This window comes from Tellurirhabdus rosea, from assembly GCF_026278345.1.
GTDB lineage: Bacteria > Bacteroidota > Bacteroidia > Cytophagales > Spirosomataceae > Tellurirhabdus > Tellurirhabdus rosea.
The window spans coordinates 3,194,507-3,219,158 of sequence record NZ_CP111085.1; the positions used below are offsets into that span (position 1 = coordinate 3,194,507).

Consider the following 24,652-nt stretch of genomic DNA (forward strand, 5'->3'; position numbering starts at 1 on the left):
ATCATGCAATCCCTTAAAACAACACTGGTTGCCGCGCTGGCACTGTCTGCCCTGTTCGGCTGTGAGTCCAACACTTCTCAAACGGTAGAGCCAGTAAAGTCCGTCACGATCAAAGACCTTCCCGCCGACCCCGCCAAGATTGACCCGCAAACCGGACAGTCCATCGGAGCAACCGGCAAGTTTACGTTAGTGAGCCTGAAAAATGGCCTTCAGGTACCCAACAGTGATTCGGCGACCAACAAATGGGACATCGGTTTCCGGGCGACTACCCTCATTGTCAACGGCGGAAAGCTGCGAACGGGGCAGGGCGGAGCCTTCATTTACACCGGCACCTTCGACGAACTCAAAGCCGTACCGGCCGGAACCACCTTTGCCACCGACGAAAGCAGCACGCAGCTGGCTATTCCGACCGGGTCGGGCAAGGGCTGGTATAATTACGCCAACACCCTCATTTCGCCCATTCCCGGCCGGGTGCTGCTGATTCGGACCGGCGACGGAAAATACGCCAAAGTCGAGATTCTGAGTTACTACAAAAATGCCCCGGCCCAGCCGGATATGACCAGCGAGGGGCGGTATTACACCTTCCGGTATGTGTACCAGCCGGACGGCAGCACCAACCTGAATTAATAGCCCTGCAGGTCGGTATCCGTCGTTTCGAGCAGGTCTACCCGCTTTTTCATCTTTTTCTGAATCACCCGGAAATGGTGTTCGTCGTCGGGTGTGATGAGCGAAATGGCGGTGCCCACGGCCTCGGCCCGACCCGTCCGGCCGATGCGGTGAATGTAATCTTTTGGCGAACGGGGCAGTTCGTAGTTGATGACGTACGGCAGTTCCTCAATGTCGATGCCCCGCGCCAGCAGGTCGGTCGCCACCAGAACCGTCAGTTTGCCCGATTTAAACTGGCGGAGGGCTTCCAGGCGGCCGCCCTGCGTTTTCTGGCCGTGAATGGCCAGCGCCTGGATGCCGTTTTTGACCAGTTTGCCGACCACATTGTCCGCCGTGCGGGTGGAAGAGACAAACACCAGCACCTGCTTCATGTCTTCTTTTTTGATGAGGTAGCGCAGGAACGGCCCTTTCTGCTCCGCCGAAACGCGGTAGGCAAGCTGCCGGATCTGCTCCAGATTGGCTTCTTCCTCTTCGATTTCGATTTTGACCGCGCCGTGCAGCATTTTGTCGTTGATCTCCTGAATGGTGTCTTTCAGGGTGGCCGAGAACAGCAGCGTCTGCCGGGTCTGCGGCACCCGGTTGAAAATCCAGGCCATTTCCTCGGCAAACCCGAGGTCGAGCATTTTGTCGGCTTCGTCGAGCACGAGCATTTCGATGGTGCTGATGCGCAGGGCGTTGTTTTCGAGCAGGTCGATGAGGCGGCCGGGCGTCGCCACCACGATTTCGGCGTTGCGCAGGGCAATTTGCTGGGGGTTGATGGACACCCCGCCGTAGACCGGCACCGTTTTGACCCGGCGCGGCATGTGGGCGCTGAGGGCGTCAAACACTTCGGCGACCTGCACCGCCAGTTCGCGGGTGGGTACCAGCACCAGCGCTTTCACGGCCCGGTTGCGTTGCAGGTCGTGGCGCAGCAGCATCTGGAGAATCGGCAGCACGTAGGCCGCCGTTTTGCCCGTACCGGTTTTGGCAATCCCGAAAATGTCCCGCCCCCGCAGAATGGCCGGAATGGCCTGTTGCTGGATGGGGTAAGGGCGCGTATATTGTTGTTCCTCCACGGCTTTGAGCAGCGGATCGGCGAGTCCGAGGGATGAAAATGTCATAAGGTTCTGAAAAACAATTTCACAAAGATACCACGATTCCCTGAGGCCTGACCCAACAACTTTTTTTCGAATTCAGTACAAATCGGGACTTGCCTGCTTTTAGGGATATCGACCCGTATCCGTATGAACCGTTTCCGCTTTATCCGACCGCTTGCCGCTCTGCTTACGCTTTTCGCCCAAATCGCCTTTGCCCGGCCCGCTGCCGACTCCCTCACCGTGGTCGCGCCCGGCGCCAAACCCCGGCAGGTTTCCCAGCAGTTTAAATTTACGGAAGGCCCCGCCGTGGATAAAAAGGGCAATATCTACTTCACCGACCAGCCCAACGACCACATCTGGAAGTATGATACCGACGGCAATCTGTCCCTGTTTATGGAGAAAACGGGCCGCTCCAACGGCTTGTATATCGACAAAAAAGGCAACATCATCGCCTGCGCCGACGAAAAGAACGAACTCTGGTCCATCAATCCCAAAAACAAGGCGGTGACGGTGCTGCTGCCCGGCCAGTTCGAAGGCAAAAAATTTAACGGCCCCAACGACCTGTGGATCACGCCCAAAGGCGACATTTACTTCACCGACCCGTTCTACCCGCGCCCCTGGTGGACCCACAAAACGCCGGAACAGACCGGTCAGAAGGTCTTTTTTCTGAAAAAAGGCACCCAGACGCCCGTCGTTGTGGACGCCGCCCTGATGCAGCCCAACGGCATCGTCGGGACGCCGGACGGCAAGACGCTGTACGTGGCCGATATCAGGGACAAGAAAACCTACAAATACCAGATCAACACCGACGGCAGCCTCGGCAACCGGCAGTTGTTCTGCGAAATGGGCTCCGACGGCATGACCCTCGACAGCCAGGGCAACCTGTACATCACCGGCCAGGGCGTCACGGTTTTTGACCCGTCCGGCCGAAAGCTCGGCAACATTCCCGTCCCGGCGGGCTGGACCGCCAACGTCTGTTTCGGCGGGAAAGACCGGAAAACGCTGTTCATCACGGCTTCCCAGTCGGTTTTTGTGTTACCCATGACCGTAAAAGGCGTCGAATAAAGGAGCTGTATGAAAATTCTGACGCTCGTTCTGATCTGGGCCAATTTTCTGTTTATGCCTGCGCTTGCCCAGCAGGTGAACCTCGAAGAAGAAGTCTGGGGAAAATTGCCCGACGGTCGCGAAGTGCAGCTTTTCACGCTTCGGAACGCTTCCGGTATGCAGGTGCAGGTGACCAACTACGGCGCTTACCTCGTTTCGTTCACCGCTCCCGACCGGCAGGGCAAGCAGGAAAACATCGTGCTGGGCGTGCCCACGCTGGCCGATTACCTGAAGGGAACACCGAATTTCGGGCCGGTGGTCGGGCGGTTTGCCAACCGCATCGGCGGAGCGAAGTTTACGCTCGACGGCACGACGTACACGTTGGCGGCCAATAACCGCAGCAACCACATCCACGGCGGGCGCGTCGGGTTCGACAAGAAACTGTGGACGGCCACGCCTGTGCTCGGTCCCGAACCGGCGGTTATCCTGCAATACACCTCCCCCGACGGCGAAGAGGGCTACCCCGGCACGCTGACCGTCGAAGTGACTTACACCCTGCTGAAAGACGACGCGCTCCGCATCGATTACCGGGCTAAAACCGACAAGCCGACCGTCGTCAACCTGACCAATCATGCTTATTTCAACCTGACCGGCATGAAGCGCGACGTGCTGAACCACGTTCTGCAAATCAATGCGAACCAGTTTCTGCCGACCGACGAAGGCCAGATTCCGACCGGGGCCGTGCTGCCGGTTGCCGGAACGCCGCTCGATTTTCGCAAGCCGACGCCCGTGGGGCAGCGCATCAACGATACCACCAACGTGCACATCCGGACGGGCTTCGGCTACGACCATTGCTGGGTGTTTACGGATGGCTCCCGCCTGCTGAAGCTGGGCGCGACGCTGTACGAGCCGGAGAGCGGGCGGCTGATGGAACTCTACACCACCGAACCGGGCGTACAGGTCTACACCGGCAACCACCTCAACGGCCGGATCAAAGGCCGCGAAGGCGTTCCCTTTACCCGTCGCTTCGGCATCTGCCTCGAAACGCAGCATTTCCCGGATTCGCCGAACAAGCCGCAGTTTCCGACCACGACCCTCCGGCCCGGCGAGGAATTCCGGAGCACGACGGTTTTCCGGATGAAAGTCAAATAAAGCTTACGGCGCCCGCTGGTAAACCCGCACGTAATCGACCTCGAAGCGGGTCGGGAAGCGGGTGCCCGTCGGGTCGCCGCCGTTGTCGCCGCCGATGGCCAGGTTGAGCATCAGGTAGTGCGGCTGGTGGAACGGGTTAAAGCCCGAGCCGTCGCGGTTGACCGTTTCGGACAGGCTCACTTCGTTGAGCAGTTCGTCGTCAACATACAACCGGATGGCCTTTTCATCCCAGTCCATGCGCCAGACGTGAAACTTCTTCGACCAGTCCGGGTCGCTGAACGACGAAACCGGCTTGCGGGGATCGCGCCAGACGGCCTTGTAGGGCTGTTCGGAACCCCAGGCCACGTTGGCCAGCAGCATTCCCCGGTAATATTCCATGATGTCGATTTCGCCGTTATGCGGCCACGGCTTCGATACGCCCAGTGTCCAGAAGGCGGGCCACAGCCCGGGGCTGGTGTCGATGCGGCCGCGCATTTCGAAGCGCCCGTATTGCCACTGGTGCAGTCCGGATGTTTTGAGGCTCGCGGCGGTGTAGTCGATGGCTTCCCGCTTTTCCCGCCAGTTCTGGCTGCCGGATTTATAGTTCGGATTAGGTTTGCGCTCTTTCCGGCCCTCGATTATCAGCTTTCCCCGGCGGACATACGCATTCTCGGGCTGGTACCACTGCAATTCGTTGTTGCGGACAAAGCCTTTTTCAAACGCCCAGTTTTTGGGATCCGGTGCGCCTTTCCGGTTGAATTCGTCGGCCCAGACGAGTTTGTAGGCCGGGTCAGTGGATTGGGCGAACGCCTGATTTGCCGTCACAAAAAGAAACAGCCCGAGAGCAGGAAACAGAAATGCTTTCTTCATACGAATTGGAGAGCGGCCTGTGGGGACGCAGGCCGCGGGAACGGTGTTAGAGAACAAAAGAGAGAAAGGTGTCCTGATTTACCATTGTAAAAGTGGAGCCCGGGTAGTTCGCCGTCCACGAAGGAGGAACTTTTGCCTTCTTAGAACCATACTTGAATTCAAAACCCGAAAGTTGCCCGTTTGCCTCTTCCACATAATCCAGTTCGGCACCCGTGTAGGTTCGCCAGAAGTAAGCGTTGGCAAACTGGGCCGTATAGGCGTTTCGTTTGCGCCGTTCCGTAACCAGAAAGTTTTCCCACAAGGCTCCGACATCATTCCGCAGGTCCAGCGGCTGAAAATTATCAATCAGGACGTTTCGGATGCCCAGGTCGTAAAAGTAGATTTTGTCCATTTTACTGACCTCCTTCCGAAGATTCCGGCTAAAGCCCGACAACCGGAAGAGGACAAAGGCTTTTTCGAGCAGGTCGATGTAGGTGTTGACGGTTTCCTTGCTCATTCCCAGCGTATTGCCAAGCTCGGCAGGCGATATTTCGGACCCAACCTGAAAGGCAAGCAGTTGCAACAGCTTTCGAAGGCGGTCGGCATACCGTAAGGACGCCATTTCAAGTACATCTTTGTACAGATAAGCTGACGACAGTTCGCGCAGGTACTGTATTTTGTTGGTCTCTCCGGGCTGCTGCAAGGTGTCGGGGTAAGACCCGAACCGCAGCAACTCGGGCAGTCGTTGCTGCAACTCAAAGCCGTTTTGCTGTTGCCTCAGTTCGCCTACTGAAACAGGAAAAAGTTCGTACGTCCACGTCCGTCCGGTAAGCGGTTCTTTTGTGCGGTTAGCAAGCTCAAAGGAAGACGACCCGGTCGCAATGATTTTCAGGTTCGGCAGGGCATCGTGCAGAATCTTTAGATTCAAGCCAATATCCGGAACACGCTGCGCTTCATCAATGAACAGCAGTTCGTATCCCTCCACCAGAAGCTGCATTTGCGTCAGGTCACGCGAGGAAAGGAGTGTTTGGTAACGCAGTTCGTCGGCACTGACCGAAAGTGACCGATGCGGCAACGTTTTGAGAAGTTCTTTTACCAACGTGGTCTTTCCCGCCTGCCTTGGTCCGTACAGAATGATGATTTTACTCGATTCAAGCAGTCGCTCCCGGAGGGTATCAGTTAGTATCCGATGGATCATAAAAACGAATTCGCTGATTTAGCGTGAAATTAGCGAATAAGCTTTCTAATTTCACGCTAAATCAGCGAATCCATTAATAGATTTATCCCAGAATCTTCATCGCTACCGGGTCCCAGCCGACGACTTTCTTCTGAGCGTAGCTCATGTTGCCGCACTGCGTCGGGCCGCAGGCGCGGAGGCCGAAGGTGGCGTCCTCAATGTTCGGTTTGCCTTCCCGAATAGAATTGAAGAAGTTCACAAAGTGCTCGTACCGGTCACCTTTGTAGTCTTTCGGCACCATGTATTTAAACTCCTTGGGGCCTTCCATCTCGGGTTTAGACGGATAAAGCTTGTTGTATTCGGCAACGTACAATTCCTTCTGGTCCTTCGGGAAATTATCAATCGACATCCCCGGCGCCTTCGGAAACTTGTTGCGGTGGACGAGCAGACTGTCCCAGCCGATGGCCAGATCGCCCTCGGTGCCCACGAGCCGGACGAGGTAATTGCCGCCCCCGCCGTCCACGAAATTCGAACGGGTCGTCAGGTTGAAGGCCGGGTGTTCGGCGGTCTGCGGGTAATCATAGACGCTGAGCTGGATGTCGGGCACGTCGCGGCCGTCTTTCCAGTAGCGCAGGCCACCGCTCGAATACACGCGCTCGGGGCCTTTGGAGCCCGTGATGGTGTGCAGCGTCGTCAGCAGGTGAACGTACAGGTCGCCCGCAATGCCGGTGCCGTAGTCCATGTAGTTCCGCCAGCGGAAGAAGCGCAGCGGGTCCCAGGGCCGTTTGGGGGCGCTGCCGAGGTAGCGGTCCCAGTCCACGGTCTGCGGGGAAGCATCGGGCGGAATGGAATATTGCCAGGCCCCCATGGCGCTGTGGCGGTCGTAGATGGCCTCGACGAAGACCAGTTCACCGATATCGCCGGCCTTGAGAAGTTCTTTGGCTTTGGAAATGATGATGGACGAAGCAAACTGGCTGCCTACCTGAAACACCTTGCCCGTGTCTTTGGCGACTTTGATGAGCGTGTGCCCGTCGGGAACCTTCTGCACCATCGGTTTTTCGCAGTAGACATGTTTGCCCTTCCGCATGGCGTCGGTCGAGATTTTTTCGTGCCAGTGGTCGGTGGTGGCGTTGACGACGGCGTCGATGTCGGGGCGTTCCAGCAGTTCGCGGTAATCGCGGGTGGTCATGATGCCTTCGCCCCAGAGTTCCTTGGCGCGGCGCAGGCGACCGTCGTAGAGGTCACAGGCGGCGACCATTTCCACGCCATCGACCTGAAGGGCCGTCTGCATATCGCCGATGCCCATGCCGCCGGTACCGATGAGGCCCATCCGGACTTTGGTATTGGCCGCGGTGCTGGCGTGATTTTTCACCAGATTCAGGTATTGCGGAGCGTTACCGGTGCCTGCCAGCGCGGCGGGTGCCGTCACGGCAGCGGTGCCGGCTAGGCCGAGGGTTTTGAGGAAGGAGCGGCGGGAAGAGGCCGTTGATTCTTCAGGGGTTAAGTCTACATTCTTCACAGGAAATACGACAGGATTAAGGTTTGTAATTGCGGGATTGGTGGATGACTCGTTGGACGAGGACAACATCAGCGTCCAGAATTTCTTACATAACGCTATAATTTCCTTCGATCAGCTCCCGGAAGCGGGGATTGCTTATTTCCGGGATTAGTCGTCCCATTTCAGGAAAAGAAGCTAACTGACCGGTTCGATGATAAAGGCGTTTGACCACCGCTTTGGCGTAAGTCAGCGAATAGTTGGCGAGATATTCAGCAATGGCCTCAAGTTCAAGGGTAGCCGTTTCTGTCCAGATTACCTGAGCCATTTTGCCAAACGATCGCTTACTTCCTCATGGGTGAAGGTGCGACCCTGCCGCTGTTGCTCCCGGCCTTCGGCAAAACTTTGGAGCAGAATCAGCCGGTCCATGAACTCATCCAGCGAAAATTCGTCGGGCATTTCCTCCAGCGCTTTTCTGATCGCTTCTTTTGTCATAAGGGAAACTGTTTACTCAAATATAGGAAAAAGGCTTTAGACCGAGGCGTATGTTCACCGCTTAAAATCCGTATCCGGCTTCTTCAGGTCGAGCTCTTTGATCCAGATGTTCCGGTACAGCACATCGTGGCCTTCGATCTGTCGTCGCCGGACCGAGTGTTTTGACAAAAAGAGACGAAGAGTTCCAAAATTCCTATGGCTATTTCAAATAGTGTAACCGAACACTTGAATACGGCTCACGACCTAGGCGAAATCCGGATTGCTTTAAAATTGTTATCTTCACAAAAACGAAGAATCTATGACAGCAAGCTCGAAACTAACCAATCTTCAGGTGGAATTACTGCAAACGTTCGCTTACTCCTTACCCGATGAACAAATAGCGGAAATTCGGCAATTGCTGGCGCAGTACTTTCTGGATAAAGCGGATGCCGAAATGGACCGTCTCTGGCAGGAGAATGACTGGAACGAACAAACCGTTGACTCCTGGGCCAAAGGGCACGATCGCACCCCTTATAATCCGCAGCCATGAGGGTTGTGGTTGACACGAACGTTTTGCTGGCGGCATTACCGAAATCCTCTCGTTTCAGACCTATTATAACCGCATTGGTTGCGGGAAAAGTTGAACTCGTAGTCAGCACCGCAATCCTGCTGGAATATCAGGAAGTGTTGACCCGAAAGACCAACGAAATTGTTGCCAACAACTTTCTTGAATTCCTGACTAAACTACCCGGTGTCGTGCGCGTGGGAACTCCTTTTACATGGGGGCTCATCGCCGCAGACTTTGACGACAACAAATTTGTCGATGCCGGCTTGATTGCCGGAGCTGACTATGTTGTTACCTACGACGCTCACTTTCACGTGCTTGATCGGATAGACTTTCCAAGGCTGGCGGTTATCAATCCTGATGAATTTCTGGCCTTTTTAACAGCGTGACCAGCGGCTTCACCGCTTAAAATCCGTATCCGGCTTCTTCAGGTCGAGCTCCTTGATCCAGATGTTCCGGTACAGCACATCGTGGCCTTCGGCCTGGAGCTTGATGCCGCCGGGCGTATCGGTGATGCCTTTGCCGCCGTCGTTTCCGCCGTCGATGCCGGAGAACTTACCGCCCCAGACCTGGTTGATGGGCTGGTTGGTATGGACCTTCTGGCCGTTGAAATACATCGTCACCATCGCCTTCTCGGTGCGGACGCCGTTTTCGAACCGCGCGGCCCGGAAAACAATGTCGTAGGCATTCCATTTTCCGATGCCGAGGTAAGCCCGGTAAGGGGAAGGCGTTTCGTTGATGACCGCTCCGATGCCGTGCGAGGTCGTGTCGCCGTCGAAAATCTGGATTTCGTACCGGTTCTGGAGGTAAACGCCGCTGTTGCCGCCCGGCTTGCTGACGTAGAATTCAACGTGCAGGCGGAAATCCCGGAACGGCTGCTTGGTCACGATGTCGGCGGCGCCGTACTTGCCCCCGGCCGCGGCGGGGTCGTTGCTGTTCATGACGGTTCCGGTACCGGCCGGGTCGGGCTGGATGGCCCATTTGATGGGTGGTTCGGCGGCAAGGCGCGGGCTGTTCCAGTACTGCCATTTTTCGTCCAGCATCTGCCGGGTGCCGTCGAAAAGCATCTGGGCGTCTTTCGGCTTTTTGGCCCCGATACCCACCTGGGCAGAAGCCGTGAAACCAAACGTGCAAAGCAGAACAAGCAGGGTGGGGAGGACGTACGTGCGTTTCATGAAAAAGGAGTTTTTACGAAGTAAAAGAAAACGGTTAAAACCGTTGGCAACCAATTCGGTAGTGCGCCCCACAGCCCACGGTTTAAACCGTGGGCAATGTTTAAACCGTGGACAATTCAAACCGCGGGCAACGTTTAACCCGTGGGCAAATTAACCCGTGGACAATGTTTAAACTGTGGGCTGACGTGTAAACCGTGGGCAATGTTTAAACCGTGGGGTTCACCGCCACTGCGCGAGCGGCCGAAGCGGCTGCGCCGCTTTCTGTTCCGCTTTTTCCGGAATGAGCAGCACTTTCAGCGTCTGTTTGGCACCCGCGGGCAGCGTCACGTCGAAACCGAGCAGCGTCGAGCCGGGGTTGGGCGCGTCGTAATCGTGCGGCGGCGTGGTCGGGCGGGTGGTCAGCGTGAGTTTGGCCGGTTCCTGCACCTGTAGAATGAGCTTTTTGCCGTTTTTGGTCAGTTCGGCGCGGCCCGGTCCGGTGATGTTCACCTCGGCGGCAGTGAGCAGGGTCCAGCGGACGGTGGCTTCCTTGTCGAGGGCTTCGAGTTCATCCTGGACGGCCACGTACGCCCCGTCCACGATGGCAATGCCCCGCTGCGCTTTGGCGAGCGAACCTTTGTAGACGGCACTGATGTCGGTGGTGGCCGTCATGAACGCGGGCTTCTCCGAGGTGCCGGTGATGTCGGCGTACCCTTCTACCCGCTGCAGTTGCCCGTCCACGGTCAGGGTGTTGTGAACAAAGTTGTTGTAGCGGTAAACCTGCCAGCGCTGGGCGTTCTGTTCTTTTCCCCACAGGTTGACGCCTGCCGATTCCAGCGAGTTATAATCCTGCATCCCGAAATCCATAGCCCAGCGCACGCCGTCGGCTTCCATCACAAACGAGCCGACGTCCATGTGTCCGTGGTTGACCGAAGGAGAACCGGCTTTCAGGCCGACGAAAAGGGCCGCCGGGTCCGACCAGGAGCTGCGCATGAGGGCGACCGGGTTTTTGCCGCCGCCTTTCCAGAGTCTGGCTTTGGGCTCGGCGATGGTGTTCAGTTTGGTGCCGCCGCCCCAGAGCATGATGGCGGGCAGCAGCCGGTCGCGGACGTGTCGCTGACCGTCTTCGTTCTGCAACCGGCCGCGCTCGATCCAGAGCAGCGACGGGTCTTTCAGTTTATTGGCAAACCAGAACATGGCCGGCTGCAAGCCTCCGCCGTTGCCCGCATCGGAGTAGTTGAAGCTGGCCCCCGTCGGGCCAGTCATGTTCTCCATGTAGGCCGCCGTTTTCAGAAAGCCCGGCTGCTGCGACAGGCCGAAATCCGTGCCGAAGCCTTTTTCCAAAGCGCTGATAAGCATCACGTTGAAGCTGGTGCCGTACCCCCAGTAGCCGTAGCCTTCGGGATAAGCGCCGTCGGGGGCGTAATCTTTCATGGAAAGCACTACCGTTTCGATGGCCCGGTCGATGAGCTGCCGCGAAAGCTGGGGCTGGTCTTCGTAGATCGCCAGGGCACCAAACGCCATTCCGGCATTGCAGACCTGGTTCCAGTTATGCGTTGCCTTCAGCCAGCTGTTGTTTTTGGCATTGAGAGAAGGTTCGAGGCCTTTTTTCAGAATAGCTTCGCGGATGGTGTTGCGGGAACCTTCGGACAGATCGTTGTGCAGCCAGTCGTAGCCGATGGCGACGGCCATGGTCATTTCGGCCACATCCAGAAAGTGGGACGGATTCCAGTCGCTGAAGGCCGAGACGGCCAGCATTTCTTTTTCGGCCCGTTGCAGATACTTCGGCTGCTTCGTGAGGCGGTAGGCGTACGAGAGGAAGAAAAGCCGCCGCAGAGCCTCGCGCGACTTGTCGAGCAGCCGCCTTCCGACGACAATCCGTTCGACGGGCGGGAGCGCCAGCATTGCGTCCGATTCCGTCAGAATGGTTTGCTGCATCTTGCCCCAGATCGGGTCTGCCTGGATGCTTTTCCTGATCGCTTCTTCCTCGCCTTTCAGCAGCAGGATTCGCGGATGCGCAGGGGGTGTGCGGTTGCCAGTGGGTCCGCTCTGGGCGAGAGCGGAGAAACGGACCAGAAGAGTGACCAGGAAGCAGAACAAAAGGCCGGTGCGCATGGGAGTTGTCGTTTCTCCAAAAAGCAGCGACCGGGTTTTTTATACCGTCGGGATGAGTGGTGGCACAACCGCCGGGCGGCCCGTCCGGGTCGTGCCACCACCCGCTTTAGTTATTCGGGCGGCTTTTCTTAATCGGCCGGCCGTATTTCCGCCGTTTTTCCTCTTCGTAATCCCGGCGGACGTTTACTTTTTTGTTTTTCTCCATCTTCTCGTGGTAAGCCCCGCCGCCGTCTTCCGGCCGGGTCGGTTTCAGCGGAAGGGCTTTGAAGGCGGCTTTCGGCTGCTCGTCGGGCGTCAGCTCATTCGAAATAATCAGCTCCTCGGGCAGGGGACGTATCGGAATTTCGTAGTTCATCAGGGCTTCGATGGCGGCCTGGTACTCCTGCTCCCGTTCGGTGATGAAGGAAATGGCGGCCCCGCGTTTGTCGGCGCGGCCCGTCCGGCCGATGCGGTGGATGTAGCTTTCGGGCACGTCCGGCAGATCGAAATTGATGACGTGCGAGACGTCGGTAAGGTCCAGCCCGCGCGCAATGATGTCGGTGGCGATCAGCACCCGGCACTGCCCGCTTTCGAACCGGCGCACGCTGTCGAAGCGGTGGTTCTGCGACTTGTTGGAGTGAATGACGGCCACCGTTTCGTGGTCCAGAAAACGGCCTTTCAATTCTTCGAACAGGTCATCGGCCAGCTGTTTGGTTGCTGCAAAAACCAGCACCCGGTTCATCTCCATATGGCGACCCAGCAGCAGTTCGAGCAGATTCACTTTCGTGTAAAAATTCGGCACGGCATAAGCGCTCTGCTCGATGTTTTCGAGTGGAGTTCCGGCCGGGGCGGCTTCCACGCGGACGGGATTGACGAAGTATTCGTCCAGCAGCGCCTCCACCTCTTCCGACAGTGTGGCCGAAAACAGCAGGTTCTGCCGCCGCGGGGGCAACAGGTCAAAAATCCGCGTCAGCTGCGGCCGGAAGCCGAGGCTCAGCATCTCGTCCACTTCGTCGATGACCAGCCGCTTCACGTTCTTCAGCTTCAGCGAGCCGTTGGAAATGAGGTCGATCAGTCGGCCCGGCGTCGCCACCAGCACGTCCACACCGGCCAGCACCTCGGCGCTCTGCGTTTTGGTATTCACCCCGCCGTAGACGCCTACAACGATCAGGTTCTGGTATTTGCTCAGTTGCTGCACCGTCTCGACCACCTGCACGACGAGTTCGCGGGTGGGCACGAGCACAATCATCTGCGGCAGTTTTTCCTTCGAAAACTGGTACTGGCGCAGGCAGGGCAGGAGGTAGGCCAGCGTCTTGCCGGTCCCCGTCTGCGCGATGCCGCACACGTCCCGCCCGGACATCACCACCGAAAAGACCTTTTCCTGAATGGCCGTCGGTACGGTATAGCCCAGTTCGTCCAGCGCGTTGAGCAGCGGTTTATTAAGATTTAAATCGTTGAAAGTCATAGTCTGGCTGTAACAAGCCACGAAGGTACGGAGTTTCCGGCTCTACTTCAGCACGACCCACCGGTTCACGGAGTTGGCCGGACCTTCCAGCCAAATTTTGTAGAAAGCCGAAGGCTTGTCTTTGACCGAAAATACGGCCTGCTGCCGACTCAGAGGCACTTCACCCAGCAGATGATAAGCGTCTTTGCCGCCCGTTTCAAACTGGTTGGTGGTGGTCAGCCAGATTTTGACCCGGCCGCGCGGCTCGAAGGAGGTCCAGCGGATGTGCAGGCTGTCGCTCTCCAGCGTTACCTGCGGATCGGCGAGCGACACCGGCCCCGTCAGCGGCACGCCGTCGATTTCGCGGGCCACCTCCGCCGGAATCCGGAGGCGCAGGTGCCGGGCGATGGTCGGCATGAGGTCCACAATGCCGGGCTGGACCTGCCGTCCGTAGGCGTTCAGTTCCGGCTTGTTGGAAATGATCCAGGTCGTGCGCTCCCGCTCCGACTGCCCGCCGTGGTTGAAGCCCGTTTTGGCGTCGCGGCCGTGGTCGGTGGTAATCACCAGCAGCCAGTCTTCGGCAAAGGACCGCTGCCGCGCCCGGATGGCCCGGCTGAGCCGTCCAAGCTGGGCGTCAATCTTTTCGACGGCGGCCTGAAGCTGGGGACTGTCGCCAAACTTATGCCCCATATCGTCGGGAAATTCCAGGTAAACCCACGACAGATCGGGGCCGTTTTGAGTCAGGCAGGCGACGGCCTCGTCGACAACCCGGTCGTCGATGCGGCTCATGTAGGTCTTTTCGCGGTCGTGGGGAAAGGCGACGGTGTCGAGTTCGTAACCGTCGGCGTGGTAATCGACGTGCAGGCGGTCCGTCTGGGGCAGCCCGTCGCCCACGAGTTTGGTCCGGTTGTCGAGCCAGCTCGAAAAAACGGCCGTTTTGCGGTCCGGATACTGATTTTTGAACAGCCGGAAAAGCGTGGGGTAGCGGTAGTTGGGGGCTTTGATGTCGTTGCCCCAGACGTTGTGTTTGTTGACCCAGGTGCCCGTCAGCAGGCTGTTGTACCCGACCGCCGAGATGGTGGGCGTCTGCGAGTACGTGCCTTTCTGCCCGCCGACGTAGGCCCGTTTGTAAAACCCGGCTTTGCCCAGGCTGTCGAGCTGGGGCGTACGGACCTTTTCGAGCACATCGGCCGGAATGCCATCGACAATCACAAAAACGGCTTTGGGCGTCCGGGGCTGGGCCAGAGCCGGGAAGAAACTGAGGTGGAGCAGCAGAACGAAGCCAAAAAATTTCATGGCGGGTCGCGGATGGGTTTCGGCAAAGGTAAGTCACCGCTCGCTTTCTTCCAGAAGCCGACCCGTTAAGGCTATCGGGTTTTCCGGATATTTCCCCAGCTTTTGTAAAAATGCGGATTGGCCTGACTGCTCAGGGAAAAATACAGCCGGTAGTCTCCGGCCGGAACGCCGGGCGCAATGGCTACCATCGCGCGGCCCGAAGCCGCCGAAAGCCGAACGACGCCCTGCTGAAGGGGCGTCAGGTGATGGTCAACGATGACGTATTTCAAAACGACTTTTCCGGAAAACTCCTGATTGAAGCCGAAGGGCAGTTCGAAGTAATGCAGGAAAGGGTTGGGAAACGCCTGCCGATCGGTCATCTCCATCCGGAGCGGGGCCGTGGTTCCGGAAAGACCCGCGGTGTCGAGGCTGGCGAACAGCTTCATTTCCCCGGAAGACAGGGACTTGTTTTCCCACTGACTGTCCCAGCGCCCGTTCAGGGGAAGGCCAAACCAGTCAGTTTCCCAGATCGAAGAAACGTCAATCGTCGGTTCCTGCTCCGGTCTGGAGCAGGAACTTAGCAGAAGGAAAGGCAATCCGGCCAGCAGGCACCCGAGAGCGGAAAAGACGCGGCTGCGCGTCGAAGAGAACAGTTTCATACTTTTTGACAAGTGAACGGTACGCAAGGCGGCCAATCACCCCGGAGGCGCAGGGCGGGCACATGCCCGGAAGGTCTGTCAAAAGGTATGCCACCGTGGGCAGGACCTGGCTGTTTTACGCGGGGCTGGGTGAGCCGTAAAAAACAAAACCCCGGAGCCGGGCCCCGGGGTTCGATTATAATTTCACCGGCATGCCCGTCCGCACGCTCTCGTCGCAGGCGAAGGCGATCCGGAGGCTGTTGACGGCGTCCTGCATGTGGTCGGTCAGGTCGAGGTTCTCGCGGATGGCGCGGAGGAAATAGCGCTGCTCGCGGTTGCAAAGCTCCTGGTGGTCGGGCTCGTCCTGCATGTCGATCCACTCGTCGGGACGGGCAAACTGGTCATCGTCGATGAGGTCGGCGTAGTGCACCCGCAGCGATTCGGTCTTGGTGTGGGAGTCCACGTTATCGGATTTTCCGGTGGCCCCGGCTTCCTTGGCTACGATGGACACGCAGCCTTTGGGTCCGATGACGTCCTTCACGAAAAAGGCCGTTTCGCTCATCATGGGCCCCCAGCCCGCTTCGTACCAACCCACCGAGCCGTCTTCGAACCGGATCTGGAGCTGGCCGTAGTTGTAGTTGTCGGCCGGAATATCGTCGGTCAGGCGCGCGCCGATGGCCGTCACGGCGACGGGCTTCGAGCGGGTCATCTGGCACATGACGTCGATGTAGTGCACGCCGCAGTCGACAATCGGGCTGAGCGATTTCATCAGGTTTCGGTGGACGGTCCACATGTAGCCGTGGCTCTGCTGGTTGAGGTTCATGCGCATCACCAGCGGCTTGCCCATCTGCTGCGCCACTTCCACAAATTTCTCCCAGGACGGATGGTGCCGCAGGATATACCCCACGACCAGTTTCTTGCCCGCTTTGGTGGCCGCTTCGACCACGCGTTCGGCCCCTTCGACAGTGTCGGCCACGGGTTTTTCGATAAAAACATGACAACCCTGTTCAAAGGCCATGATGGCGAATTGTTCGTGGGTGTCGGGATAGGTCGAGATGCAGACGGCGTCAGGGCGCGTCTTTTCGAGGGCTTCGGCGTAATCGGAGAAAAGCAGATAACCGCCGCCCAGCTTTTCGTTCAGCACTTCCTTGCTTTTGCCGGTCGAGACAATGCCGCAGATCTGAAAATCATCAAATTGATGGTAAGCCTGCGCATGGGAGGCGCCCATGTTGCCGCAGCCAACTACGAGGATACGGATAGGAGAATTGGATGGAGCCATAAACGGGTATTTTACCGGCAAGTTCGGATTCGTTTCCGGCATAAGAAAACCGGACGGGCTAGTTACTCAACTTTTTTTTTGGCGGTTTCAAGCGGGTGTATCCTACCAGTCATTCTACTTTTTTTGAAATCAGGCGCTGAAAAACAGAATATTACGGCATAATTCAGACCAACCTCTTTGGACCATGAACCAAAAACCATCCGCCGCCTTTGTCGGCGCTTCCTGGCTGGCGCTGGGTGCCGGAATGGCCGGCTTTCTGATCGGCCTGTGGCGCTCCGATATGCTGCTTAATGAAAAAGGTTACTACTTTACCATTCTGATGTACGGCCTGTTTTCGGTCGTGTCGGTGCAGAAAAGCGTTCGCGACCGGCTGGAAGGCATTCCGGTGACGGACCTGTATTACGGCCTGAGCTGGTTTTCGACCATTCTGGCCATTATCCTGCTCACCGTCGGGCTGTGGAACGCCACGCTGCTGCCGAGCGAAAAGGGCTTTTACGCCTTCGCGTTCCTGTTGGCCCTGTTCGGCGCGATTGCCGTGCAGAAAAACACCCGCGACAGCCAGGACTCGCCGGGCCGGTCGGTGCCGCCCCCGCCGCCGGGTGAACCGCTGACCTCGTTCCGGTCGGAGAAGTAATTTGAATGCGGACAGACAGGCAGGCAAACCGGCAAAGTCCTTACTTTTGCCGGAATCCTTTAGCCTGTCTGTATGCTTTTCCGCCGTATCTACCGCCTGCACGAACGCATCAAAGCCGACTGGCGGCTGCTGGCCCTGGTTTCCTACCTGCTGGTGGCGGGACTGACCACGGCGCTGCACCTCGTTCGGCCCGGCGACGCAGAGGCGTCCCTCGACGGTTTTCTGGCGACGCTGGCCGGAATCCTGACGTCGGTGGTCGTCACCACGTTTTCCTTTGTCTTTGTGGCGCTGCAACTGGCCTCGGTGCAGTTTTCGCCGCGCATCGTCCGGTCGTTTTTCGAATACGACCATTTCAGCCGGTTTTTTCTCTGGTCGTTTCTGGCCTGCGTCGCGTATCTGCTGGGGCTGTCGTATTTCGGCTGGTCCGGCGCGACGCTGATTTATCCGAAATTCGGGATTGTGGGCGGTTTCTACCTGCTGCTGCTGGTTTTCCCGCTCTTTATCCACCACGTCATCACCAGCATCAACGCGTCGAGCATCACCCGGAACATCGCCCAGCGGACGATTCAGGAAATCGAAACGCTGTACGAACCGGCGGAGGCCGAAAGCTGGTCGACGGAGGTGGTGCTGGTGGTGGCCAAAGCGGCGGGCTATCTGGAGGCCATGCGCTACCAGACGCTTTACGCGCTCTTTCCGGCGGCTCCGGACGTCAGCATGCGGGTGCGGTTCCATATCGGCAGCTTCGTGATGGCCGGGGCGGTGCTGGCCGAAATCCGCTGTCCGGCCTCCAGACGGGCTTTTTACGATGACCTGGTTCCCGAGATTCAGGCGTGCTTTCTGATCGGGCGGTTTCGCAGCTACGAACAGGACATTCCGTTCGGCATCCGTCAGCTGGTCGATATCGCCATCAAAGCCATTTCCCCCGCCGTCAACGACCCGACCACGGCCCTGAACTGCCTCGATTACCTGGGCGCCATCATTCGCAAAGCCGCCCTGAGCGACATGACCTCCCGCGAGGCGAAGCTTTTGCAGCAGAAAAACATTGCCATCCGTGAGTTCAGTTTCGAGCAACTGGTCGATCTGGCGTTTGACCAGATTTACAGCTGGGGAAAAGACGATTACATCATCGTCCGGCACGTAGTCAAAACCGTCGATAACGTGGTGCCGTTTGTGCAGGATGCGGACAAGCTGCTGGTGCTCTGCCGTCAGGTAGACGATCTGGAATTGCAGTACCTCCACACCGATCCGGCCGTGTTTCGATCGGAATACCTGCCCGGCACGCCTTTTCTGCGGCGCGAGCACCGGAACAGCCTGCGGAATTACCTGGATGATTTCTACGAAGCCGTCATTGCCCAGATCGAAGCGCTGCCCCGGCCCGACGAGGCGCTGGAGCGAAAAAAAGCGGAGTACACGGCATTCCGGGCCGCGCTGGGGCTGGAGTCTTGAACCGCGCGGTTCAGACAACCTCCACCGACGGCTGGGCCGCGTCCACCGGCTTCACCGTCCGGGCGATGAAAATGCTGGCGAACATGACCAGGATGGAAGCGTAGCCCACCCAGTTGTAATGCAGCAACTGCCCGTTGGGCGCTTTGGTGACGATCAGCCCCGCCCCGTACGTCGCCGCCGACTGGGCCAGCAGCTGTACCGACGAATTGAGGCTCATGAACCCGCCCCGGTGCTGCGGAAGCACCACCGACGACGCAATCGCCTGCGTGGGAATCATGCGCCCGTTGGTGAAAATGAAGAAAATGCCCGACACGAACAGCACGTACGGGAGCGGCGCGGGCGGCATGGTCGTAATCAGGTAGACGGGCAGTAGCGACAGCAACGCAAACACCACAAACACCGGGTACTTGCCGCGCCGGTCGGCCAGCCTGCCCACGAGCGGAGCCGAGAAAATGGTCAGAAAGCCGCCGACGAAGTAAATCAGGTACAGCTGCTTTTCGGCAAAACCGACGTTGGCTACAAAATAGGGCGAGATGAACGGAATAATGCTGAAATGGCCCAGCATGATGGTCATCGTCAGCCAGAGCGCCCGGAGCTGGTTCGGATTCTTCAGGATGGTCGTGATGGTCTCAAGCGGATTGTACCGGGCCGTCTGTGCCGCCAGGTGGGCGTCGAGCTTCGGTACAAAACGCAGAATCAGGCCCCAGACCAGGATGCCCAGCCCGCCCACGGCCAGAAACGGAGCGTGCCAGCTGATTTCGGTCGCCAGAAACAGGCCCGCCGGAACGCCCACGACCGAGGCCACCGAGAAGGCCGTCATAACTACGCCCATCGCCTGCGCCCGCCGCTCGTACGGAAACCGGTCGGCCACAATCGACATCACCTGCGCGCCCAGTACCCCGCCGAACAGGCCCGCCGTGGTCCGCGCGGCAATCAGCAGGCCGTAGGTCGGAGCCAGACCGCAGGCCAGCGTCCCGATCACAAAGCCCGCATACGCCACCAGCACGACCTTCTTCCGGTCGAAACGGTCCACGTAGAACGAAGCCAGAAAGCCCGAAACGCCCGCACTCAGGCTGTAGGAAGACACGATCAGACTGAACTGCTGGGTGTTGATGTCAAAAAAGCGCATCAGCTGCGGCCCCAGCGGCATCATGATCATAAAGTCGACGATGTGCGTGAAATTGATACACGCCATCACGAAGAGAAGAAGTTTTTCGGTGCGGGACATAAAGAAAAATTAAATCTTTTCGGCCACCAGCTTATCCACCAGCCGATTGAAATCTTCCACAAACTTGTCGTAGTAAACGCCCGTTCCCGGACCGGAAAAGCCGGTGTGGATTTCGCGGACGTTGCCCCGTTTGTCGATGAAAATCGTGGTCGGGAAGCCCACGACCCGATTGATGGCCGGGAGCGTTCTGGAGGCGGCGGCCTTGTCGTTGGTGCCCGCCAGCAGAACCGGGTAGTCGATGCCGAAGCGGTTGATCATCCGCTGCAGTTTGGGAGCGGATTCCGTCAGGTCGGCCGATTTTTCGTAGGCGAGGCCCACAATTTCGACGCCCCGGTTGCGGTTCTTTTTGTACCACGGACTCAGGTAATTCGTTTCGTCCATGCAGTTGGGGCACCACGAACCGAGAATCTGCACGATGACCACCTTGTTTTTGAAGCGTTCGTCCTGAAGCGAAACAGGCTTGCCGCTGACGTCCGGGAACGAGAAGGAAATCGTTTTGTAACCCGGTTTGAGGTAGGTCAGCGTCGTTTCGTCGGGCAGGGCGGCGGCCGGGTCGAGGCGGGCCGTCCAGCTTTCGTAGCCGGTCGCGCCGGACCAGAAACCGCCGGTCAGCGTCCCGTTGGGCTGGCGGCGGGCCTTGAACAGGAAAACGTGCGTGCCGTCGAAGCAGGAGAGCAGGAGGCTGTCGCCGAAGACGTTGCCTTCGAGGTAGCGGTAATCGCCCGTCGAGGTCAGGAACGTGCCGGTCACCTTGTTGCCGTTCTGGTTGAAGAGGCCCACGGCCCCGGTGCTGTCGCCTTCGGAGCGGAAGGTGGCGGCCCATTTGCCCGTCAGGTTGGCCGCGGCGGTTTTGCCTTCCGGTTCAAAGCGGTATTTCAGCCCGTGGTAGGCCGCAAACGGCATGGTGACGTATTCGTTGCCCGTGCGGCGGCGGCGGAAAATGCCTTCCAGCCGTTTGTTGCTGATTTTGGCGATAATTTCCGATTCAAAAAGGCGCATCGGAATCCGGAGCGTGTCGTTGCTGACGGTGGCGGTGTCCATCCGGAGGCGTTCGGAGCCGTTGAGGGCGTAGACGGTATACGTCGCGCTGTCGGCGTTGGGCACAATGTCCAGCCCGAACGGCAGTTCGCCGCCTTTGGTCTGGAGGGTGGCCCGCCAGACGCCTTTCGGGACGCGGATTTTGGAATCGGAGGAACAGGCAATCAGGAACCAGCCGGTGGCTGCAAGGGTAAAGAGGAGCAGTCGCTTCATAAAAGACCAGTAGATTAATTCCAGTTGGGTATCGAAGAGGTCAAGGCGGATTTTGTAAGTTTGTAACGGACGAGCTGTTTTGATTAGTTCCAATGACAAATACCACTTACCACGAACCGGTGATGCTGCAGCCCTGTATCGACGGGCTGAATCTGAAACCGGGCGGCACTTACGTTGACGTAACCTTTGGCGGCGGCGGCCATTCCCGCGAAATACTGAAGCAACTGGAAGGGGGCCGGCTGATCGTGTTTGATCAGGACCCCGACGCCCGCGCCAATGCCGAGGCCCTCGACGACCCGCGCCTGACGTTCGTGGCGGCCAATTTCCGGCACCTCAAACGCTATCTGCGGCTGTACAAGGCCGATCAGGTCGACGGCATTCTGGCCGACCTGGGGATTTCATCCCACCAGATCGATACGCCCGAGCGCGGTTTTTCGACCCGCTACGAGGCCGAACTCGACATGCGGATGAACCAGATGGGCAACCTGACCGCCAAAAGCGTAATTAACCATTACCCGGAGGAAAAACTGCACCGGATTTTCGGGATGTACGGCGAAGTGACCAACGCCCGGACGCTGGCCTCGGCCATTGTGACGGCCCGGCTGAACCGCCCCCTCGATACGGTCAACGACCTGAAAGCGGTGATGCAGCGGTACGCGCCCCGGGGCAAGGAAAACAAATATTTTGCGCAGGTTTTTCAGGCCCTCCGGATCGAGGTCAACGAAGAACTGGCCGTGCTGGAGGAATTTCTGGAGCAGATTCCCGACGCGCTGGCACCCGGCGGACGGCTGGTGGTGATGGCGTATCATTCGCTGGAGGACCGGCTCGTGAAGAATTTTATCAAAGCCGGAAATTTTCAGGGAATCGAGGACAAGGATCTGTACGGAAACGTCACGAAACCGCTGCAGTCCGTAACCCGAAAACCGATTGAAGCGTCCGCCGAGGAAGTGAGCCGGAACCCCCGGGCCCGGAGCGCGAAGCTGCGAATCGCTGAACGTATCTGAGGGCGGTTCCAGCGTTATCGTGAAACAATCAATCACGGGCTAAAGCCCGCGGATACAATGGCTCAGAACACCTACAAAACCCAGCCCAAGCCGCCCAAACCGCCCCGGAAGCGGGAGAGTCGGCTGTACAATTACCTCAACCGGACCTTCGGCCTCGAAAAGCTGATCGGGGAGGATAACCCGTGGCCGATCGAGCACTTCGGCCGGATTGTTTGGGTGGCGTTTCTGATCATTATTTACATCGGCTCCAATCACAACGCCGAACGGCTGGTCCGCAAGCTGCAGAAGACAAAAGCCGAAGTGGACGAGCTGCGGGCCCATTACACGACGTTGCAGGCCGCTTTCATGAAGACCGGCAAGCAGTCCGAAATCCGGAAACAGGTGGAAGCGCTGGGACTGGGCGAAAGCCAGGTTCCGCCCCAGATTATCGTTGTCAAACCCGAAGAAGAACAATGAGCATGGGTAGCCAGAACGTTAAACAGGTTATTATCGGACGGGCACGGCTTGCGTCCATCGGCGTTACCATCTTTGCCCTGGCCATTATCGCCCGGCTGATTTACGTCCAGTATTACCAGACCTTCAACGGCAAGCTCTGGAAAGACCGGATTTCGGGAACCCGCCTCAAACGGGAAGAAATTCCGGCCAGTCGGGGCAACATCTACGCCACCGACGGGAGCCTGCTGGCAACCTCGCTGCCGTACTACAAAGTCGGGTTCGACCCCTGCGCTATCCGCGATTCGCTGACGTATTACAAATACATCGGGGTGGCCGCCCGGCAGTTTGCGGCTTATTTCGGGGACGCTCCGGCGGAGGTCTATCTGGAAAAATTCAACCGGGCGCGGGAGGAAGACGATCACCACGTACCGGTTCCCATCCGGCAGCGGCTGGTGACGTTCGAGGAGCGCCTGATGATGCGGGAATGGCCTTTTTTTCGCCGGGATACCATTATCAACAAGAAAGAAATCGACCGGGCCAAACGGGAAGGCGGCAAGGTGCCCGCCCCGGTTCGGCTGATCGGCGGCAAATTCGACGTGGTCTACCAGCGGTATAAGCCGTTTGGCAACATGGCCCTGCGGACGGTCGGCTACCTCAATGCCAAAGACGGTAACGGGCTGGTGGGCCTGGAAGCCAGCTTTCAGAAAGAACTGGCCGGTCGGAAAGGCATCAGCCTCGTCAAAACGCTGTCGCATGGCTACAAAATGCCGGTGGAAGACGGCTCGGACGTGAAGCCGGAGCCGGGAATGGATATTTACACGACGCTGGATGTCAATTTTCAGGACATCGCCGAGGCGACCCTGCGCGAAAGTCTGGTGGCCAACAAGGCTGATAAGGGCTGCGTGCTGATTATGGACGTGCAGACCGGCGCCCTCAAAGCCGTCGCGAACCTGACCAACGTGAAGGGGCAGTACGTCGAGACGTTCAACCACGCCCTAGCGGGTCGCACCGATCCCGGTTCCACCTTCAAACTGGCGACGATGATGGCCCTGCTCGAAGACAAAGCCATTCGTCCGACGGATATTTTCGACGTGGGCGGGGGCAGCATCCGGTACCGGACCGTCACGATTTCCGACGCCGGGCACCGGGGCTACGGCAAGATTTCGGCCCAGCAGATTTTCGAAAAATCGTCCAACGTCGGCATCCACCTGATGATGCAGAAGCACTTTTACAAACAGCCCGAACGCTACCTGCGCTACCTGAACCAGTTCCGGCTGACCAAGCCGACGGGCTTCCAGATGAAAGGGGAGACCCCGCCGGTGATCCGGACGCCCTCGTCGAAGGGCTGGAGCAAGATTTCGCTGGCGTTTATGGCGTATGGCTACGAAATGCAGCTCACCCCGCTGCAAATGCTCACGTTTTACAATGCCGTGGCCAACGACGGCAAGTGGGTGCGGCCCATGATCGTCCGGGAAATCCGGAGCGGAGCGGACGTGGTGGAGGAGTTCAAGCCATACGTAGACCCTAACCCGATTGCCTCGGCGTCGACCATCCGGCAGGTGAAACGGATGCTGGAAGGCGTGATCACCAACGGCACGGCGCGCGGCATCGGCCGGACGCTGACCCACTACACCATCGCCGGGAAGACCGGGACGGCTCAGAAACTCATCAACGGCCGCTACCAGCCCGGCATTTATTACACCTCGTTTATCGGCTATTTTCCCGCCAACAAACCCCGCTACAGCATGCTGGTGGTGGTGGACAGCCCGCGCGGCGACAACGTCGACCTGCTGATGGGCGGCGCGGTGGCGGCTCCGGTCTTCCGGGCGATTGCCGACCGGATCTTTGCCTACGACGTCACCATGCACACGCCCCTGAAGGGCCAGCCGAGCGCGCCGCTGAAAGGCGAGCCGATGGCCGGTCTGGCGACGGACATGCGCACCATCAGCGCAGAACTGAATCTGCCGAGCCAACCCGATTCGGACGGCTGGGTGCGGACCGAAAGCGGCAGCCAGTGGCAGAAGCAACTGTCCAAAAACCGGGTGCCGGACCTGCGCGGCATGACCCTGCGCGACGCCCTGTACATGCTCGAAAACCGGGGTTTCTCGGTCCGCTTCCAGGGCGTCGGTAAGGTGGTGGCGCAATCGGTGGCTGCCGGCGAACCGCTGCCCCAGCCCCGAAAAATTACACTGACGCTGAAACCGTCTGCCCGACCGGATTCGCTGCTGAAACAGGAGCCACTTCCTCCGGTCACGCCCATTGCGATGGGGCCGGGAAGACGTAATTGAACGAA

Annotated in this window: 24 protein-coding genes; 10 read left to right on the plus strand and 14 right to left on the minus strand. The window is 58.4% G+C overall.

Features of this window, described 5'->3' with window-relative positions:
• Positions 1-3 precede the first annotated feature (3 nt).
• A complete protein-coding gene (locus ORG26_RS13545; protein WP_266362596.1) occupies positions 4-627 on the plus strand; it encodes an HmuY family protein in 624 nt (207 codons plus the stop codon).
• Here ORG26_RS13545 and ORG26_RS13550 read toward each other — a convergent pair.
• On the minus strand, positions 624-1,766 hold the full coding sequence (locus ORG26_RS13550; protein WP_266362598.1) for a DEAD/DEAH box helicase: 1,143 nt from the start codon (positions 1,764-1,766) through the stop codon (positions 624-626). The genes ORG26_RS13545 and ORG26_RS13550 overlap by 4 nt on opposite strands.
• 123 nt (positions 1,767-1,889) lie before the next feature.
• Between ORG26_RS13550 and ORG26_RS13555 the strand changes: the two genes are divergently transcribed.
• Both ORG26_RS13555 and ORG26_RS13560 read left to right on the plus strand, forming a co-directional pair.
• Positions 1,890-2,807: an SMP-30/gluconolactonase/LRE family protein gene (locus ORG26_RS13555; RefSeq protein WP_266362600.1), complete on the plus strand. Its 918-nt coding sequence runs from the start codon at positions 1,890-1,892 to the stop codon at positions 2,805-2,807.
• A 9-nt stretch (positions 2,808-2,816) separates the two neighbouring features.
• The gene (locus ORG26_RS13560; protein ID WP_266362602.1) at positions 2,817-3,938 is read left to right on the plus strand and encodes an aldose epimerase family protein; all 1,122 of its coding nucleotides are present in this window, start codon (positions 2,817-2,819) and stop codon (positions 3,936-3,938) included.
• A 3-nt stretch (positions 3,939-3,941) separates the two neighbouring features.
• On the opposite strand, the gene ORG26_RS13565 is transcribed toward ORG26_RS13560, so the two are convergent.
• From ORG26_RS13565 to ORG26_RS13585, 5 genes are all read right to left on the minus strand, one after another.
• Positions 3,942-4,787 (minus strand): glycoside hydrolase family 16 protein, encoded by an 846-nt coding sequence (locus ORG26_RS13565; protein ID WP_266362605.1) that lies wholly within the window; start codon positions 4,785-4,787, stop codon positions 3,942-3,944.
• Between the two features lie 46 nt (positions 4,788-4,833).
• Entirely contained in the window at positions 4,834-5,964 is a 1,131-nt protein-coding gene (locus ORG26_RS13570; protein ID WP_266362607.1) for an ATP-binding protein, read from the minus strand.
• An 82-nt stretch (positions 5,965-6,046) separates the two neighbouring features.
• Positions 6,047-7,462 (minus strand): Gfo/Idh/MocA family protein, encoded by a 1,416-nt coding sequence (locus tag ORG26_RS13575; RefSeq protein ID WP_266362609.1) that lies wholly within the window; start codon positions 7,460-7,462, stop codon positions 6,047-6,049.
• A gap of 85 nt (positions 7,463-7,547) precedes the next feature.
• Entirely contained in the window at positions 7,548-7,766 is a 219-nt protein-coding gene (locus ORG26_RS13580) for a type II toxin-antitoxin system RelE/ParE family toxin (protein WP_266362611.1), read from the minus strand.
• Positions 7,754-7,933 (minus strand): hypothetical protein, encoded by a 180-nt coding sequence (locus ORG26_RS13585; protein WP_266362613.1) that lies wholly within the window; start codon positions 7,931-7,933, stop codon positions 7,754-7,756. Before ORG26_RS13585 ends, ORG26_RS13580 begins: the two co-directional genes overlap by 13 nt.
• A gap of 298 nt (positions 7,934-8,231) precedes the next feature.
• Between ORG26_RS13585 and ORG26_RS13590 the strand changes: the two genes are divergently transcribed.
• Positions 8,232-8,462: a hypothetical protein gene (locus tag ORG26_RS13590; RefSeq protein ID WP_266362615.1), complete on the plus strand. Its 231-nt coding sequence runs from the start codon at positions 8,232-8,234 to the stop codon at positions 8,460-8,462.
• Positions 8,459-8,866, plus strand: a complete 408-nt coding sequence (locus ORG26_RS13595) for a putative toxin-antitoxin system toxin component, PIN family (RefSeq protein ID WP_266362617.1) — start codon at positions 8,459-8,461, stop codon at positions 8,864-8,866. Before ORG26_RS13590 ends, ORG26_RS13595 begins: the two co-directional genes overlap by 4 nt.
• A gap of 9 nt (positions 8,867-8,875) precedes the next feature.
• On the opposite strand, the gene ORG26_RS13600 is transcribed toward ORG26_RS13595, so the two are convergent.
• The 6 genes from ORG26_RS13600 to ORG26_RS13625 form a co-directional block, all read right to left on the minus strand.
• Entirely contained in the window at positions 8,876-9,652 is a 777-nt protein-coding gene (locus ORG26_RS13600) for a 3-keto-disaccharide hydrolase (RefSeq protein WP_266362619.1), read from the minus strand.
• Between the two features lie 219 nt (positions 9,653-9,871).
• Positions 9,872-11,746: a heparinase II/III domain-containing protein gene (locus ORG26_RS13605; protein ID WP_266362621.1), complete on the minus strand. Its 1,875-nt coding sequence runs from the start codon at positions 11,744-11,746 to the stop codon at positions 9,872-9,874.
• 106 nt (positions 11,747-11,852) lie between these two features.
• Positions 11,853-13,190 (minus strand): DEAD/DEAH box helicase, encoded by a 1,338-nt coding sequence (locus ORG26_RS13610; protein WP_266362623.1) that lies wholly within the window; start codon positions 13,188-13,190, stop codon positions 11,853-11,855.
• Between the two features lie 42 nt (positions 13,191-13,232).
• The gene (locus tag ORG26_RS13615) at positions 13,233-14,465 is read right to left on the minus strand and encodes an alkaline phosphatase family protein (RefSeq protein WP_266362625.1); all 1,233 of its coding nucleotides are present in this window, start codon (positions 14,463-14,465) and stop codon (positions 13,233-13,235) included.
• A 71-nt stretch (positions 14,466-14,536) separates the two neighbouring features.
• Positions 14,537-15,103 carry a hypothetical protein gene (locus ORG26_RS13620; RefSeq protein WP_266362627.1) on the minus strand — a complete coding sequence of 189 codons (567 nt, stop codon included), beginning with the start codon at positions 15,101-15,103 and terminating at the stop codon, positions 14,537-14,539.
• Between the two features lie 175 nt (positions 15,104-15,278).
• The gene (locus ORG26_RS13625; protein WP_266362629.1) at positions 15,279-16,361 is read right to left on the minus strand and encodes a Gfo/Idh/MocA family protein; all 1,083 of its coding nucleotides are present in this window, start codon (positions 16,359-16,361) and stop codon (positions 15,279-15,281) included.
• 184 nt (positions 16,362-16,545) lie between these two features.
• Here ORG26_RS13625 and yiaA point away from each other — a divergent pair, with 184 nt between their 5' ends.
• The gene (gene yiaA, locus ORG26_RS13630; RefSeq protein ID WP_266362631.1) at positions 16,546-16,995 is read left to right on the plus strand and encodes an inner membrane protein YiaA; all 450 of its coding nucleotides are present in this window, start codon (positions 16,546-16,548) and stop codon (positions 16,993-16,995) included.
• Between the two features lie 72 nt (positions 16,996-17,067).
• Positions 17,068-18,441 carry a DUF2254 family protein gene (locus ORG26_RS13635; RefSeq protein WP_266362633.1) on the plus strand — a complete coding sequence of 458 codons (1,374 nt, stop codon included), beginning with the start codon at positions 17,068-17,070 and terminating at the stop codon, positions 18,439-18,441.
• Positions 18,442-18,451: 10 nt separating this feature from the next.
• On the opposite strand, the gene ORG26_RS13640 is transcribed toward ORG26_RS13635, so the two are convergent.
• Entirely contained in the window at positions 18,452-19,669 is a 1,218-nt protein-coding gene (locus tag ORG26_RS13640) for an MFS transporter (protein ID WP_266362635.1), read from the minus strand.
• Positions 19,670-19,678: 9 nt separating this feature from the next.
• Entirely contained in the window at positions 19,679-20,920 is a 1,242-nt protein-coding gene (locus ORG26_RS13645) for a TlpA disulfide reductase family protein (RefSeq protein ID WP_266362637.1), read from the minus strand.
• A 92-nt stretch (positions 20,921-21,012) separates the two neighbouring features.
• Here ORG26_RS13645 and rsmH point away from each other — a divergent pair, with 92 nt between their 5' ends.
• The 3 genes from rsmH to ORG26_RS13660 are packed head-to-tail and all read left to right on the plus strand — an operon-like array spanning position 21,013 to position 24,647.
• Entirely contained in the window at positions 21,013-21,924 is a 912-nt protein-coding gene (gene rsmH, locus ORG26_RS13650) for a 16S rRNA (cytosine(1402)-N(4))-methyltransferase RsmH (RefSeq protein WP_266362639.1), read from the plus strand.
• Positions 21,925-21,981: 57 nt separating this feature from the next.
• A complete protein-coding gene (locus tag ORG26_RS13655; protein ID WP_266362641.1) occupies positions 21,982-22,380 on the plus strand; it encodes an FtsL-like putative cell division protein in 399 nt (132 codons plus the stop codon).
• On the plus strand, positions 22,377-24,647 hold the full coding sequence (locus ORG26_RS13660) for a penicillin-binding protein (RefSeq protein ID WP_266362643.1): 2,271 nt from the start codon (positions 22,377-22,379) through the stop codon (positions 24,645-24,647). Before ORG26_RS13655 ends, ORG26_RS13660 begins: the two co-directional genes overlap by 4 nt.
• Positions 24,648-24,652 lie beyond the last annotated feature (5 nt).